This window comes from Streptomyces sp. NPDC001544 (assembly GCF_042894285.1).
Classification (GTDB): domain Bacteria; phylum Actinomycetota; class Actinomycetes; order Streptomycetales; family Streptomycetaceae; genus Streptomyces.
This window is the reverse complement of sequence record NZ_JBIAVN010000011.1, coordinates 49389-62158: the sequence shown is the minus strand read 5'-3', so window position 1 is coordinate 62158 and position 12770 is coordinate 49389. Positions and strand designations below refer to the sequence as shown.

10 protein-coding genes are annotated in these 12770 nt (G+C 72.6%); 5 read left to right on the top strand and 5 right to left on the bottom strand.

What is annotated here, in order from left to right; translation table 11 throughout:
* Positions 1–63: 63 nt before the first annotated feature.
* Positions 64–2067, top strand: coding sequence for an FAD-dependent oxidoreductase (locus ACFY0F_RS25925; protein ID WP_388798808.1), 2004 nt, complete (start codon positions 64–66; stop codon positions 2065–2067).
* 108 nt (positions 2068–2175) lie between these two features.
* Here ACFY0F_RS25925 and ACFY0F_RS25920 read toward each other — a convergent pair whose 3' ends face one another.
* Together ACFY0F_RS25920 and ACFY0F_RS25915 are read right to left on the bottom strand one after the other, a co-directional pair.
* The gene (locus ACFY0F_RS25920) at positions 2176–3072 is read right to left on the bottom strand and encodes a hypothetical protein (RefSeq protein WP_388798805.1); all 897 of its coding nucleotides are present in this window, start codon (positions 3070–3072) and stop codon (positions 2176–2178) included.
* Complete coding sequence (locus ACFY0F_RS25915) at positions 3069–3443, bottom strand: peptidase inhibitor family I36 protein (RefSeq protein ID WP_388798803.1); 375 nt, start codon at positions 3441–3443, stop codon at positions 3069–3071. Before ACFY0F_RS25915 ends, ACFY0F_RS25920 begins: the two co-directional genes overlap by 4 nt.
* A gap of 193 nt (positions 3444–3636) precedes the next feature.
* Here ACFY0F_RS25915 and ACFY0F_RS25910 point away from each other — a divergent pair, with 193 nt between their 5' ends.
* Entirely contained in the window at positions 3637–6783 is a 3147-nt protein-coding gene (locus ACFY0F_RS25910; RefSeq protein ID WP_388798800.1) for a tetratricopeptide repeat protein, read from the top strand.
* A 26-nt stretch (positions 6784–6809) separates the two neighbouring features.
* On the opposite strand, the gene ACFY0F_RS25905 is transcribed toward ACFY0F_RS25910, so the two are convergent.
* On the bottom strand, positions 6810–7163 hold the full coding sequence (locus ACFY0F_RS25905) for a hypothetical protein (protein ID WP_388798797.1): 354 nt from the start codon (positions 7161–7163) through the stop codon (positions 6810–6812).
* A 104-nt stretch (positions 7164–7267) separates the two neighbouring features.
* Positions 7268–8674: an MFS transporter gene (locus ACFY0F_RS25900; protein ID WP_388798794.1), complete on the bottom strand. Its 1407-nt coding sequence runs from the start codon at positions 8672–8674 to the stop codon at positions 7268–7270.
* 326 nt (positions 8675–9000) lie between these two features.
* Here ACFY0F_RS25900 and ACFY0F_RS25895 point away from each other — a divergent pair, with 326 nt between their 5' ends.
* From ACFY0F_RS25895 to ACFY0F_RS25885, 3 genes are all read left to right on the top strand, one after another.
* Positions 9001–9969, top strand: coding sequence for a helix-turn-helix domain-containing protein (locus ACFY0F_RS25895; protein ID WP_388798791.1), 969 nt, complete (start codon positions 9001–9003; stop codon positions 9967–9969).
* Positions 9970–10206: 237 nt separating this feature from the next.
* Positions 10207–11241, top strand: coding sequence for a S1C family serine protease (locus tag ACFY0F_RS25890; protein WP_388798788.1), 1035 nt, complete (start codon positions 10207–10209; stop codon positions 11239–11241).
* Between the two features lie 118 nt (positions 11242–11359).
* Positions 11360–12205, top strand: a complete 846-nt coding sequence (locus tag ACFY0F_RS25885) for a transglycosylase domain-containing protein (RefSeq protein WP_388798785.1) — start codon at positions 11360–11362, stop codon at positions 12203–12205.
* Between the two features lie 34 nt (positions 12206–12239).
* Here ACFY0F_RS25885 and ACFY0F_RS25880 read toward each other — a convergent pair whose 3' ends face one another.
* The gene (locus ACFY0F_RS25880) at positions 12240–12653 is read right to left on the bottom strand and encodes a MarR family winged helix-turn-helix transcriptional regulator (protein WP_388798782.1); all 414 of its coding nucleotides are present in this window, start codon (positions 12651–12653) and stop codon (positions 12240–12242) included.
* Between the last annotated feature and the right edge of the window lie 117 nt (positions 12654–12770).

Below are 12770 nucleotides of genomic sequence, written 5' to 3'. Positions count from 1 at the left end.
CTTCGAGTCAACGCCGTGGCGAAGGGCGGACGCCCGGCCTCCGCCGCCAGTACAAAGGCCGGCATGACTGAAGATCACTCGGTGCTGCGTTCGGACGGCGGTTTCTCCCGGAGGAGTTTCGCGGCCGCGGTCGGCACGACCACGGTGGCAACGGCCCTGACCGGCGGTGTCGCCACGGCTCTGCCCGCGCCGGCCGCGCCGGCCGCGCCGGGCGACAGCCGTGGCACCGACTTCGACCGGTGCCTCGCCGTGGCTCGGGCACTCCTCGTACTGGATTCCGGCGACCGCCCACTCGTCCCGCGTTACCAGCGTGTCCTGCACGAGGGACTGCCGGCCCGGCGACGGACCCGCCCGAAGGACGTCCTGGTCGTCGGGGCCGGTCCGGCCGGGCTGGTGGCCGCCTGGCTGCTGAAGAGGGCAGGTCACCGGGTGACCGTGCTCGAGGCCAACGGCAACCGCGCGGGCGGACGCATCAAGACCTTCCGGAGCGGCGGCCACGAACACGCCCAGCAGCCCTTCGCCGATCCACGCCAGTACGCCGAAGCGGGTGCGATGCGCCTCCCCGGCAGCCATCCCCTGGTGATGGAGCTGATCGACCAGTTCGGACTGAAGAAGCGGCCTTTCCACTACGTCGACGTCGACAGCGAAGGACGTCCCGCCAACCGCACCTGGATCCACGTCAACGGCATCCGCATGCGGCGCGCCGAGTACGCCCGCGCGCCCCGGCGGATCAACCGGTCCTTCGGTGTCCCCCGGGCCCACTGGGACACCCCCGCCGCCGCCATCCTGCGCTCCGCGCTGGACCCGGTGCGCGACGAGTTCAGTCACGTCGGCGGCGACGGCAAGCGGGTCGACAAGCCGCTACCCGAGCGGCTGCGGGGCTGGGCCCGCGTCGTGCAGCGGTTCGGTGACTGGTCGATGTACCGCTTCCTCACCGAACACGCCGGTCTCGACGAGCGGACCATCGACCTCATCGGCACCCTGGAGAACCTCACCTCACGTCTCCCCCTGTCCTTCATCCACAGCTTCATCGGCTCCTCCCTGATCAGCCCCGACACGCCCTTCTACGAGCTGGAGGGCGGCACGGCCGTGCTGCCGGACGCCCTGCTGGAGCGCGTGCGCAAGGAGGTGCGGTTCGACCGCCGTGTCACGCGCATCGGGTACCACCACCCCGACCGCCCTTCGACGGACACCGCGCACGTCCGGACGAAGGGCCCGCACGTGTGGGTGGACACCGTGTCCGAGGGCCGCGACGGTCCCGTCGTCCGCGAGCAGTTCACCGCGGACGTCGCCGTGATCACCGTGCCGTTCTCCGGACTGCGCCACGTACAGATCGATCCGCCGATGTCCTACGGCAAGCGTCGCGCGGTCTGCGAACTGCACTACGACAGCGCGACCAAGGTGCTGCTGGAATTCAGCCGCCGCTGGTGGGAGTTCGACGAGGCGGACTGGAAGCGCGAGCTGCACGCCGTCGACCCCGGCCTGTACGACTCCTACCGCACCGGCCGCGCCGCCGCGGACGGCAGTCTGCTCGGCGCCCATCCGTCCGTGCCGGCCGGACACATCACGGCGGGTCAGCGCACCCACTACGCGGCCAACCGGGCGGTCGCGCGTGAGCAGCCGGAGGCGGTCGACGTCGTGGGCGGCGGCTCGGTGTCGGACAACGCCAACCGGTTCATGTTCCACCCCTCGCATCCGGTTCCGGGCAGCCCGGGGGGTGTGGTCCTGGCCTCGTACAGCTGGGCGGACGACGCGCTGCGCTGGGACTCCCTGGACGACGAGGCACGGTACCCGCACGCCCTGTGCGGCCTCCAGCAGGTCTACGGCCAGCGCATCGAGGTCTTCTACACCGGAGCGGGCCGCACCCAGAGCTGGCTCCGCGACCCCTACGCCTACGGGGAGGCGTCCGTGCTCCTGCCCGGGCAGCACACGGAGCTGCTGCCCGTGATCCCCGTCGCCGAAGGGCCGTTGCACTTCGCCGGGGACCACACGTCCGTCAAGCCGGCGTGGATCGAGGGAGCCGTGGAGTCCGCGGTGCGTGCCGCCCTGGAGATCCATACCGCATGAGTCGGGCGGTCCGCTGAGGCATGACGCGGGCGCGGACCCGGCGCACCGGCGTCGGGTCCGGGTCGGCGGTCAGTGCCGATGAATACCGGCCTCGGACGAGGCCGGTGCTCATGCCGAGCCCGTGGCCAGCGCGTGGTGCTTGTCCGCCACGAAGCGGGCGACGGTTCTTCTGTCGCTCGCCGTCAGCAGGTGCTCCTCCGCGGCCTGTTGCACGTCCCGGACGGCTTCGGACAGGCCGGTCTCGAGCTGGCAGCCGGCGTCGGCACCCGCCAGCCTGATCTCGTCTCGGCCGAGTGCGTGCAGGGTCTCCGCGTCTGCCGCGGCCTTCTGCAGCCGGGAGTCGATGGCCCTGCGCGGTGCCTGGAGGTCGGTCGCCGGGTGCCCCGCCTTGGTCATGCACGAGGACCAGTGCCGGACAGCGGCACGGTAGCCGGGATCCGCTTCGACGGAGCCGATCACACGGTTCGCCAGTCCCATGGTGACCGGGGCCACGGTGTTCCAGTCCGCCCCGTACAGCTCGGCGCGCGCCCGGGCGACACAACCGTCGGTGGAGTACTCGAGGCTGACGCCGTCGGGCAGCCGCAGGCGCACCCGGTGGGCCGGTGTACCGGTCAGGGCCTGCCTCCAGGCCGTCTTGCGGGGTTCTTCGGGCGGCGGAGGACTGGACTGCCGGTAGAGGTACTCACCGACGATCCCGTACCCGTCCTGGGCTGCTCTCTCCGGGGTCAGCAGCCCGTAGGGGTTGGTCTCCTCACTGCGGGCGGAGGCGGTCCGGGGTTGAGTCGTGTAGCTCTGGCCGCGCGAGGTCATACAGGCGGCGACGGCACGTTCCTCGCGGTCGTGGAGACGTACGGCCTGGGCATAGGTGAACGCGGTGGCCCCGGACAGGGGGCGGACGTCGAGTGCCACGGGCCCGCGGCCGGGCTCCCCGCCGAGGGAGCAGCCGGCCGCGGTCAGCGCAAGGAGCACCGTGAGGAGTGTCCGCCGCGCCGTGGATGCGCTCATACGCACCAGTCGTTCGAGGCGACGTTGTGCCACCACACGGTGTTCGCCAGGGAGCCGTTCAAGTAGCCCCGGGCAAGCACGTAGCTGGAGCCGGTGTAGTTCAGGCCCGAGTAGAGGCGGACGTTGCAGTTGTTGCCGTGGTTGTACAGGGACTCGGCGTTGTTGAACTTGTTGTACTGCAGGAGGTTCGCGTTGTCGTTGTAGACCACGCCCGGGTCGCCCGCGCCGTTGACGCCGAGGTAGGCGCACAGCGCTCCGGCGGGACAGTCCGACCACGCCGCGTTCGCGGGGGCGGCTGTGATGAGTGCACCGGTGGTGGCCAGGGCCACGCTTCCCAGGGCGATGCCTGCCTTCGCCAGGATCCGCTTCATGCTGAGTCTTCCTCCATCACTCGAGGGCCGCCCACGGGACGGGAGTCGTCCGTGGTGCGCGGTGGTGCCATGGACACGGTGGAGGAGGGAGGTGGTCGAGAAGCTTGCGCGAACCTTGCCTCGGCGGTGGCCAGGTGGTTGGGTGACGCCCGGGGGATCGGGTCGGCGCGCACAGGGTGGGGCAGGGGGCGGCGTGACGGGGTTTCAGCTGCTGGGGCCCGTCGAGTTGTGGGTGTCGGGCCGACGGGTGGATCTGGGTCCCGCCAAACGCCGTACGGTCCTGGCGGCGCTGTTGGTGGACGCGGGCCGCTGGGTGGCGGCCGAGACGCTGATCGACCGGGTCTGGGGCGAGGAACCGCCCGCCCAGGTACGCGCCACGCTGTACGCGCACATCGCCCGCATCCGGCGCATCCTCGCGGACACCGCCCCGCAGCTCTCCGGCGGCGCCGACGGGAACCTTCCTGGCGGGGCGCACACGCCTCTCCCCCGCGACGCCGACGGCCCGTCGAGCCCGTCGAGCCCGTTCAAGGAACCGCAGTTGCTGCGCGGCTCGGGAGGCTACCGGCTCGACATGCCGCGGGACCTCGTGGACGCTCACCGGTTCCGGCGCCTGGTCACATGGGCCCGTGCGGCCGACGCATCCGACGCGGGGCGGCCGGCGGTGCTGCGGGAGGCCCTGGGGCTGTGGCGGGGCGAGCCGTTGGCCGGCCTGTCCGGGCAGTGGGCGGCGCGCGTCCGCGAAGGCTGGCGGCAGCAGCGCATCGACGCGGTCCTGGACTGGGCGGACGCCGAACTCCGCGTGGGCGGTCACCGCACGGTGGTAGACACGCTGACCGTCCTGGCCGCCGAACATCCACTGACCGAGCCGCTCACCGTGGCGCTGATGCGGGCGCTGCACGCCGCCGGGCGCGCTCCGGAGGCGCTCGCCTGCTACACCGCGCTGCGACGACGGCTGGCCGCCGAACTCGGCACCGCCCCGGGCACGGAGGCGCAGCGGGAGTACCAGACGCTCCTCAGCGGCGAGCCCGCCGCACCGGCCGTCCGCCGCACACCGCCCGTCGTCGACGCGGAGCACACCAGGTCCGTTCCCGCGCAACTTCCCATGGAGGCAGCGGCGTTCATCGGCCGTGACGAGGAGTTGGCCCGGCTGGATGCGCTCCTGGCCACGGCTGCGGAGCGGCCGGCCGCGGTGCTGATCTCCGCGGTGTCGGGGACGGCGGGGGTGGGCAAGACCGCTCTGGCCGTGCACTGGGCGCACCGGGCCCGGGACCGGTTCCCGGATGGTCAGCTGTATGTGAACCTGCGTGGCTACGACCCCGACCAGCCCATGACGGCCGCGGAGACGCTGGTCCGCTTCCTGACCGCGCTCGGGGTGCCCGGGCAGGACGTTCCGCTGGAGCCGGACGACCGGGCGGCGCGCTACCGCAGCGAGGTCGCCGACCGGCGGATGCTGATCGTCCTGGACAACGCCGCCACCGTGGAGCAGGTTCGTCCCCTGCTGCCCGGCACCGGCTCCTGCGCGGTGCTGGTGACCAGCCGCGACAGCCTGGCCGGGCTGGTCGCGCGGGAGGGCGCCCACCGGCTCGACCTCGACCTGCTGCCCGCCGACGCCGCCCGTGCCCTGCTGCGGCGGCTCGTCGGTGCCCGCGCCGAGGCCGATCCCGGGGCCGTGGACGACCTTGCCGCGCAGTGCGCCCGGCTGCCGCTCGCGCTGCGGGTCGCCGCGGAACTCGCCGTCTCCCGCCCCACCACTCCCCTGGCCGAACTCGTCACCGAACTCGCCGACCAGCAGCGGCGGCTGGACCTGCTCGACGCGGACGGCGACCCGCGGGCGGCAGTCGCCGCGGTGTTCTCCTGGTCGCTTCGGCACCTGCCTGCGAACGTGGCGCGTACCTTCCGGCTGCTCGGTCTGCATCCCGGCCCCGACCTCGACGCCTACGCCGCCGCCGCGCTGTGCGACAGCGGCCTGACGGAAGCCCACCGCGCCCTCGACATCCTGGCCCGCGCCCATCTGGTCCAGCCCGTGGGCGGCGGCCGCTACGGCATGCACGACCTGCTCCGCGCCTACGCCACCCGTCTCGCCACGGTCGAGGACGCTCCTGACGTCCCCAGGGCAGCGGTCGACCGGCTGTGCGACCACTACCTGGCCACCGCTGGCGCCGCCATGGGCTGTCTCCATCCGGCCGAGGCCCATCTACGGCCCGGCATTCCCCCGGCCGCCACCCCGATGCCCGATCTGTCCGACCCGGACGCCGCCCGCGCCTGGCTGGACACCGAACGACCGTGCCTGACGGCGGTCGCCGCGCACACCGCCGCCCACGGCCGGCCCACTCATGCCATCCGGCTCTCCCTGACCCTGTACCGCTACCTCGTCACCGGGCATCACACCGACGGCCTCACGATCCACGGCCACGCCCGGGACGCCGCTCGCCAGACCGGCGACCTGGTGAGCGAAGCCCGGGCCCTGCTCGGACTCGGCACCGCCTACTGGCAGTTGGCCCAGCACCAACCGGCGACCCGGCATCTTCAGCAGGCGCTGACGCTGTTCCGGCGGGTCGGCGACCCGACCGGCCAGGCCCGCGCCCTCGTCAACCTCGGCCTCGTCGCCGAGCGGCAGGGCCGCTACCTGCCGGCCGTCGAGAACCTCGAACAGGCGCTGGTCCTGTACCGGCGGGTCGAGGACCGGCTGGGCGAAGCGATCGTCCTGAAAGACCTGGCCTCGGTCGAACGGCAGCTGGGCCGTTACGGGCCGGCCGCCGACCGTCTCCGGCAGGCCCTGACCCTGCTGCGCCGGAGCGGCAACCGGTACCTGGAGGCCCACGCGCTCAACGATCTCGGCATGGTCGAGGCGCGTCTCGGCCGGTACGGGCCGGCCGTCGACCACCAGGAGCAGGCCCTCCTCCTGCTCAGGGAGGTCGGCGACCGCTATGGCGAAGCCGGGGCGCTGAACAGCCTCGGCATCATCCGTACACGCCTCGGCCGACCCGAGGAAGCCGCCGAGTGCCACCGGCAGGCCATCGGCATCTACCGGCAGAACGGCGACCGGGACGGCGAAGCGGGCGCGCTCAACGGACTGGGTGAGGCCGCCCATGCCGCAGGGCGGCACGCCGACGCCCTCACCCACCACACCGACGCTCTGGCCATCGCCGAGGACATCGGCAATCCCGGCCAGCAGGCTCGGGCGCACGGCGGACTCGGCGATGCCCACCACGCTCTCGGCGACGCCAACCCGGCCGTTCGCTGCTACGAGCGTGCGCTCGCCCTCTACACCGAACTCGGCATGCCCGAAGCCGACGACGTCCGAGCGATCCTGGCGACGGTGAAGGGCTCCCGGCGGTAGCCCGCCGGACGCGGCGTCGGCCGTGACTACGCGCGGTGGACGGTGACGCCGCCGACCAAGCCCCAGGCGTCGATCCGGACCGTCGGGCCGCCCGGTTCGGTCGGGCCGTCGTCCTTCACCCCGCCCAGGCGCAGCCCGTGGACCTCCACCCGAACGTCGGGACGGACCTTGAGGCTGACGCCGCCGATCAGGCTCAGCTTGGTGATACGCAGTTCGGTGCCGTCCGGGATGTCGATGTCCGTCAGGTCGATGTCGGCGCCACCGATGAGGGAGGCGGTGACGGTCCGCTCGTGCAGGGTGGCTCCCCCCAGGCGGTGACCGCCGAGGAGGCTTACCTTGACATCGGTCTTCTGTGGGTTTTCCCCGTCGCTCTTCGTCATGGCAAGAACCATATGACTGGCGGGAGTTGCCCTCCCAGTGCGCGCCGTCCGGTGTCGCGCGTGACAAGTGTCATGCGGCGCGCCGTCCGGTTGGACGACGGTCGTCAATCCCGCGGCAGGACGATGCGGGACAGGGTGGCGGTGGCGAGGAGGAGGGCGGCGATGGCGAGAAGGCCGAGGCGCATACCCGGGAGGGAGAATCCGCCGTCGGGGCCGGAGAGCAGGCTGCCGAAGAGGGCGACGGCAAGCGCACCGCCGGTCTGGCGCAGGGAGTTGAGGAGCCCTGACGCGGTCCCGGCGCGTTCTCCCGGGACGGCGTCTATCAGCAGAGCGGTCAGCGCGGGTACCGCGAGCGCCCCGCCGACGCTCAGCGGCAGCAGCAGAACCAGCACCAGCCAGACCGGGGTGTGCGCGGCCAGCGGCAGCATGGTGAGCATCGCCGCGGTGAAGACCAGTTGGCCGGCCACGATCACCGGCCGCCGCCCGATGCGCTCCGCCAGGCGCGGCGAGACCAGGTTGGTCGCGGTCACCACCGCCGACACGGGGACGAACATCAGCCCGGCCTCGGTCCCCGACATCCCCCGCAACTGCTGGTAGTACAGGCCGAGAAGGAAGATCCCTCCGTAGAAGGCGGCGTTGACGGCGAAACCGACCGCCAACGGGACGGCCACCTCTCGCTTCGTCAGCAGCGGCAGAGGGACCATGGGCCGGCGGTGCCGGGACTCCACCGCGCGGAAGGCGAACCCGGAGGCGACGGCGAGCACGGCGGCGGCCAGCACGGGGAGACCGGTCCAGCCCAGGTGGCCGCCCTCGATCACCGCGAAGGCCAGCCCGGTCAGGGCCAGTACGGCGGTGAGCTGGCCGCCGGCGTCCAGCGCGGCGGGCCGGCGCGGCGAGCGCGGAACCCGGATCAGCAGTCCGAGAATCACCGCGCCCACGGGGAGGTTGAGCAGGAAGACCGCCCGCCAGCCGACCGACTCGGTGAGCACTCCGCCCAGCACGGGGCCCGCGGCCATGGCCAGCGACCCGCCGACCGTCCACAGTGCGATGGCGCGGGCGCGCTCCCGGGTGTCGTCGTAGGCCTGGCGGATCAGAGCCAGCGAGGCCGGCATCACGACCGCGGCGGCACCGCCCTGTGCGACGCGCGCGGCGACCAGCACGCCGATGCCGGGCGCGAGCGCGCAGCCGAGGGAGGCGAGGGTGAACAGGGTGACGCCCCAGGCGTAGGTGCGGCGGGCCCCCGCGCGGTCGGCGATGGCACCGGCGGAAAGCATCAAGGCCGCGAACATCAGGGTGTAGGCGTCCACCACCCACTGCAGCCCGGCCATCCCACCGCTGAGCGACTCCCGGATCGCGGGCAGCGCGATGTTCACGGCCGACACGTCGATCGTGATCACGGTGAAGCCGAGGAGCGAAGCGACCAGTGCGACGCCTGCCCGCCGCGCCCCCGCACGGGTGGGGGCGAGCGGCGTGGCTGGTCGGGATCCGTCCGGCCGTCGTGGCCGGAGCATGGCCGCCGTCGCCCCGGGGCCGCGCCCGTGGGCAGGGGCAGTGGACGGTGCGGGGGAAGGGTGGCCCGGCATGGTGACCTCCTGGAGGTAGCAGGCATGGCTGACGGTGTCGTCGTCAGGGGTGATCGGGCGGGCGGCCTCGGTCCGTCAGGGCCGCGGTCCGGTGTCGCGCACCCCCTGGGTCCCCGACGGCCGGGCCGCCCGCTCCGGGAGCAACTCTCCGCCCGCCCGCGACCGCGCGGCAGACCGCGCTGTACCCGGGGTGTGGCGTTCCAGGCAGTGACAGGGCCCCCCAAGTCCCGGGCGGGGCTGCCACAATGGGCCGAATGGCAGCAGCGACGAACCCGCGGGGCACCGAACTCGGCAAATACCTGAGGGCCCGCAGGGCACAGGTACGCCCGGAGGACGTCGGCCTCCCGGCCGGTGCGGGCCTGCGCCGCACTCCCGGACTGCGGCGGGAGGAGCTGGCCGCGCTGGCCGGGGTGAGCGTGGATTACTACATCCGGCTGGAGCGCGGCCGGGAGACGAACCCTTCCCCTGCCGTCGTGGACGCCCTGGGTCGTGCGCTGCGACTACGCGGTGACGCCTACGAACGCCTGCACGAGCTCGCGGAGCTGGCCTCCGGCCGGGTCTCCGAGCTGCCCGTCTCCTCGGACCACACCGTCCGCGACTCGGTACTGCGGATGCTGGAGGCGGTGCGCCCGCTGCCCGCCTATGTGGTGAGCCGGTACAACCGCGTACTGGCCGCCAACCCGTCGGGCCGGCGGCTGCTGCCCGGGCTCTGGGACTGGCCGGAGCACCAGCGCAACCTGACCCGTTATCTCTTCCTCCACCCGGTCGGGCTGACGCTGTACGAGCCGTGGGAGGACACGGTCGCGCTGTCGGTGGCGCATCTGCGGGCGGTCGCCGGCGCCCACCCGGACGACCCCGAGCTGACCTCGCTGGTCGGCGAACTGGTGCTGAAGTCACCTCAGTTCGCACGGCTCTGGGAGCGGTACGACGTCTGTGAGCGCGGTGGCGGGCAGAAGACCTTCCGGCATCCGAGGGTCGGACGGATGACCCTCACGTACGAGGTCATGCGGCTGGCCCGTACGGGTGACCAGCGCATGGTGGTCTACCAGGCGGCTCCCGGCACCGTGGACGAGGAAGCCATGCTCCGCCTGGAGCCCGCGGCCGCCCGGCCGGAGCCGACGCCCGCGGGCCACCCGGATCCGGCCGCCGAGCCGTGCCCCGCCCGCCGGCTGTCGCCCGTAGCCGCTCCGGCCCCCGCTCCCGCGGGCACCTCGAGGCAGTAGGCGGATGTGTACCGCCCGGTGGGGGTCCGTCCGCCTCGCCGAGCAGGCCCGTGAGCCTGTGATGACGCCGCTCGGCTTCCGCGCGGTACGCCGTTCTCCGTGCCTGATTCGACTGCGCGGCCCTGGCTTCCCCCGGCAGCACCGAGGAAGCTTGCTTATATCGGTCATACGCGGCTTTGTCGGGCTTCTCAGGGAACACTCAGCCAACTCTCATGATCTCGGCGCACTCTCTTGTCCATGACCGAGAGCTTCCGCCGCGACAGCGAGTACGACTCAGCACCAGGTCACGGGTACCGGACCGGCTACCCCCAGCAGCAGCCCGTTTCCGCCCCCGTGAACGCGAACTGGCCGCCCCCTCCGGCGCACGCCCCGGCCCCGCCGTCCGGCTCGGGAAGGCGCGCCAGGAGGCCGGTCGCGATCGTCGCCGCCGTGGCAGTCGTCGCCGCCGTGGCAGGTGGCGGCGCGGCCTACGGCCTGCAGGAGCTGACCGGGGGCAGGACCGCCGTATCCTCCGCGCCCACCGGTTCCACGGCCGTCGGCGCGGTTCCGTCCAGCGCGAAGGGTACGGTGGCGGGCGTGGTGGCCAGGGTGAACCCGAGCGTCGTGGAGATCAAGGCCACCTCCGACGCCGGCGAGTCGATCGGCTCCGGCGTGATCGTCACCGGTGGAGGCCAGGTCGTCACCAACAACCACGTCATCGCCGGCGCCTCGTCGATCAGGGTGACCACCAGCGACGGCAAGTCGTACGCAGCGCACGTCGTCGGCACCGACAGCAAGAAGGACCTGGCGCTCGTCGAGCTGCGCGGCGCCTCCGGCCTGAAGGCCGCCACGCTCGGTGACTCCGGCGACCTCCGGGTCGGCGACCAGGTCGTCGCCATCGGCTCTCCCGAGGGCCTGAGTGACACGGTCACCAGCGGTATCGTCTCGGCGCTGGGCCGCGATGTCAGCGTGCCGACCGACGAGAACCAGGGTCAGGGGCAGGGCAACGGCCTGTGGCCCTTCTGGTTCGGCGGGCAGGAGTTCAACGGGGACACGGGCTCGTCCACGACGACGTACAAGGCGATCCAGACGGACGCGTCCCTGAACCCGGGCAACTCCGGCGGCGCGCTGATCAACATGAACGGCGACGTCATCGGCATCAACTCGGCCATGTACTCGTCGAGTTCCGATCAGAGCTCGTCGAGTTCCGGCAGTGTCGGGCTGGGCTTCGCCATCCCCGTCAACACCGTGAAGGCCGACCTGGCGAAGCTGCGCGCCGGTTCGCAGAGCTGAGCGGGGGTCGGCGGTGAACGCCCTTCCGGTCCGGCGAAGAACACCCGTCGCGCCTTCGCGGAACACGGGCGGCCGCCGTCGGCTGCGCCGCCTGCTCACGCTGTGTGCCGGTGCGGGGGTGGCGACGCTGCTCATCCTCGTCGCCCACTCGTTCGGTTACACCCTCGGGTGGACGGTGGTCTGCGGTCTCTACGCCGGGCTCACGGGTGCCGCCGCGGCCGTGACCGAGGCGACCCGCCGCCGTGGCATGCCTGACCGGTTGCGGCGCTGTGTGCGAGGGGCGCTCGTCCTGACGCTGTCGGCGGCCGTGCTGTGCGCCCTGTGCGGGGGTGTACTGCTCGCGGTCACCCCGGGAGTGGGCGACGCGGAGCAGCGCGCACACGCGCTGGACGCCGAACGGGGCATCACCGACGTGACCGCTCCGACGCCGCCCAAGGTGGCCGCGGCCCTGGTCGCCACCGAGGACTCCCGCTTCTGGCGCAACCCGGGCATCGATCCGGCCGGCATCGCGCGGGCGGTCGTGGTGTGGCTGGAAGGAAGGGGCGGGGACGGGGGCGGCGCGACACTCGAGCAGCAGCTCGCGAAGATGCTGTACACCGACGGCCGGCGGACGCGCGCCGACCAGGCCGAGCAGGTCGGGCTCGGACTGAAGCTCGCGCACGACTACCCGAAACCGGCCATCCTCCAGATGTATCTCGCGGCCGCCTACTTCGGCCATGGCTACTACGGACTGCAGTCCGCCGCCCACGGCTATTTCGGCACCACGCCGGACAGGCTGACCTGGCCCCAGGCAGCCCTCCTGGCCGGTCTGGTCCAGGCACCGTCACTCTACGATCCGCTCCGCGACCCGGGCCTCGCGCGGGAGCGCCGCGCCGAGGTGCTCGGGCGCCTGGCAGCCGTCGGCGACCTGACCCCGGCCCGGGCCCGCTCCTTCGCCGCCCGCCCTCTCGGCGTCCCCTCGTGAGCCGTCGGCTTGCCGGCTCGGTGTTCCGGGGGGGCTACAGCCGACGGAGCACCGAGCTCAGCGTCTCGATCTCCTGCGCGGAGAGCTTGTCGGTGAAGTGGCGGCGTACCGCGGCGTCCAGACCCGGGCCCACGGTGGTGATGGTCCGACGTCCGTCGTCGGTGAGGGTGACGGTGACGCCTCCGGCGCGCTCCCGGGTGACGAGTCCGCGCTTGCCCATACGGGTGAGCTGGTGGGAGATGCGGGTGCGGTCCCAGCCGAGCGACGCGGCGAGCTCGCTCTGGCGCAGTGCGCCTCCCGCCTTGTCGAGGTTGACCAGGATCGTCAGATCCGGCTCCGACAGGCCTGCCGCCTCGGCGGTGTCCGCGATCACCCGGGCCCGAACGATCTCGTGCGCGCGCTTGAAGGCTGACCAGAGGTCGACGGGCTCCGGCACGACGTCGTCCATCGGCTCGTCGGCATCGGCAGCTCCACCCGATCGTGTTGACATATCAACGCGCCTCTTCCTAGTGTTGAAATGTCAACGCTAACAGCCGGCTGCGCCTTCCGCAGCCCTGTCGGCGGC

Bases quoted from the DNA above. Each gene is read 5' to 3' on its own strand.
- ACFY0F_RS25880 (WP_388798782.1), bottom strand. From the start codon at position 12,653: ATGGACGACGTCGTGCCGGAGCCCGTCGACCTCTGGTCAGCCTTCAAG.
- ACFY0F_RS25890 (WP_388798788.1), top strand. From the start codon at position 10,207: ATGACCGAGAGCTTCCGCCGCGACAGCGAGTACGACTCAGCACCAGGT.
- ACFY0F_RS25915 (WP_388798803.1), bottom strand. From the start codon at position 3,443: ATGAAGCGGATCCTGGCGAAGGCAGGCATCGCCCTGGGAAGCGTGGCC.
- ACFY0F_RS25905 (WP_388798797.1), bottom strand. From the start codon at position 7,163: ATGACGAAGAGCGACGGGGAAAACCCACAGAAGACCGATGTCAAGGTA.
- ACFY0F_RS25900 (WP_388798794.1), bottom strand. From the start codon at position 8,674: ATGCTCCGGCCACGACGGCCGGACGGATCCCGACCAGCCACGCCGCTC.
- ACFY0F_RS25925 (WP_388798808.1), top strand. From the start codon at position 64: ATGACTGAAGATCACTCGGTGCTGCGTTCGGACGGCGGTTTCTCCCGG.
- ACFY0F_RS25895 (WP_388798791.1), top strand. From the start codon at position 9,001: ATGGCAGCAGCGACGAACCCGCGGGGCACCGAACTCGGCAAATACCTG.
- ACFY0F_RS25920 (WP_388798805.1), bottom strand. From the start codon at position 3,072: ATGAGCGCATCCACGGCGCGGCGGACACTCCTCACGGTGCTCCTTGCG.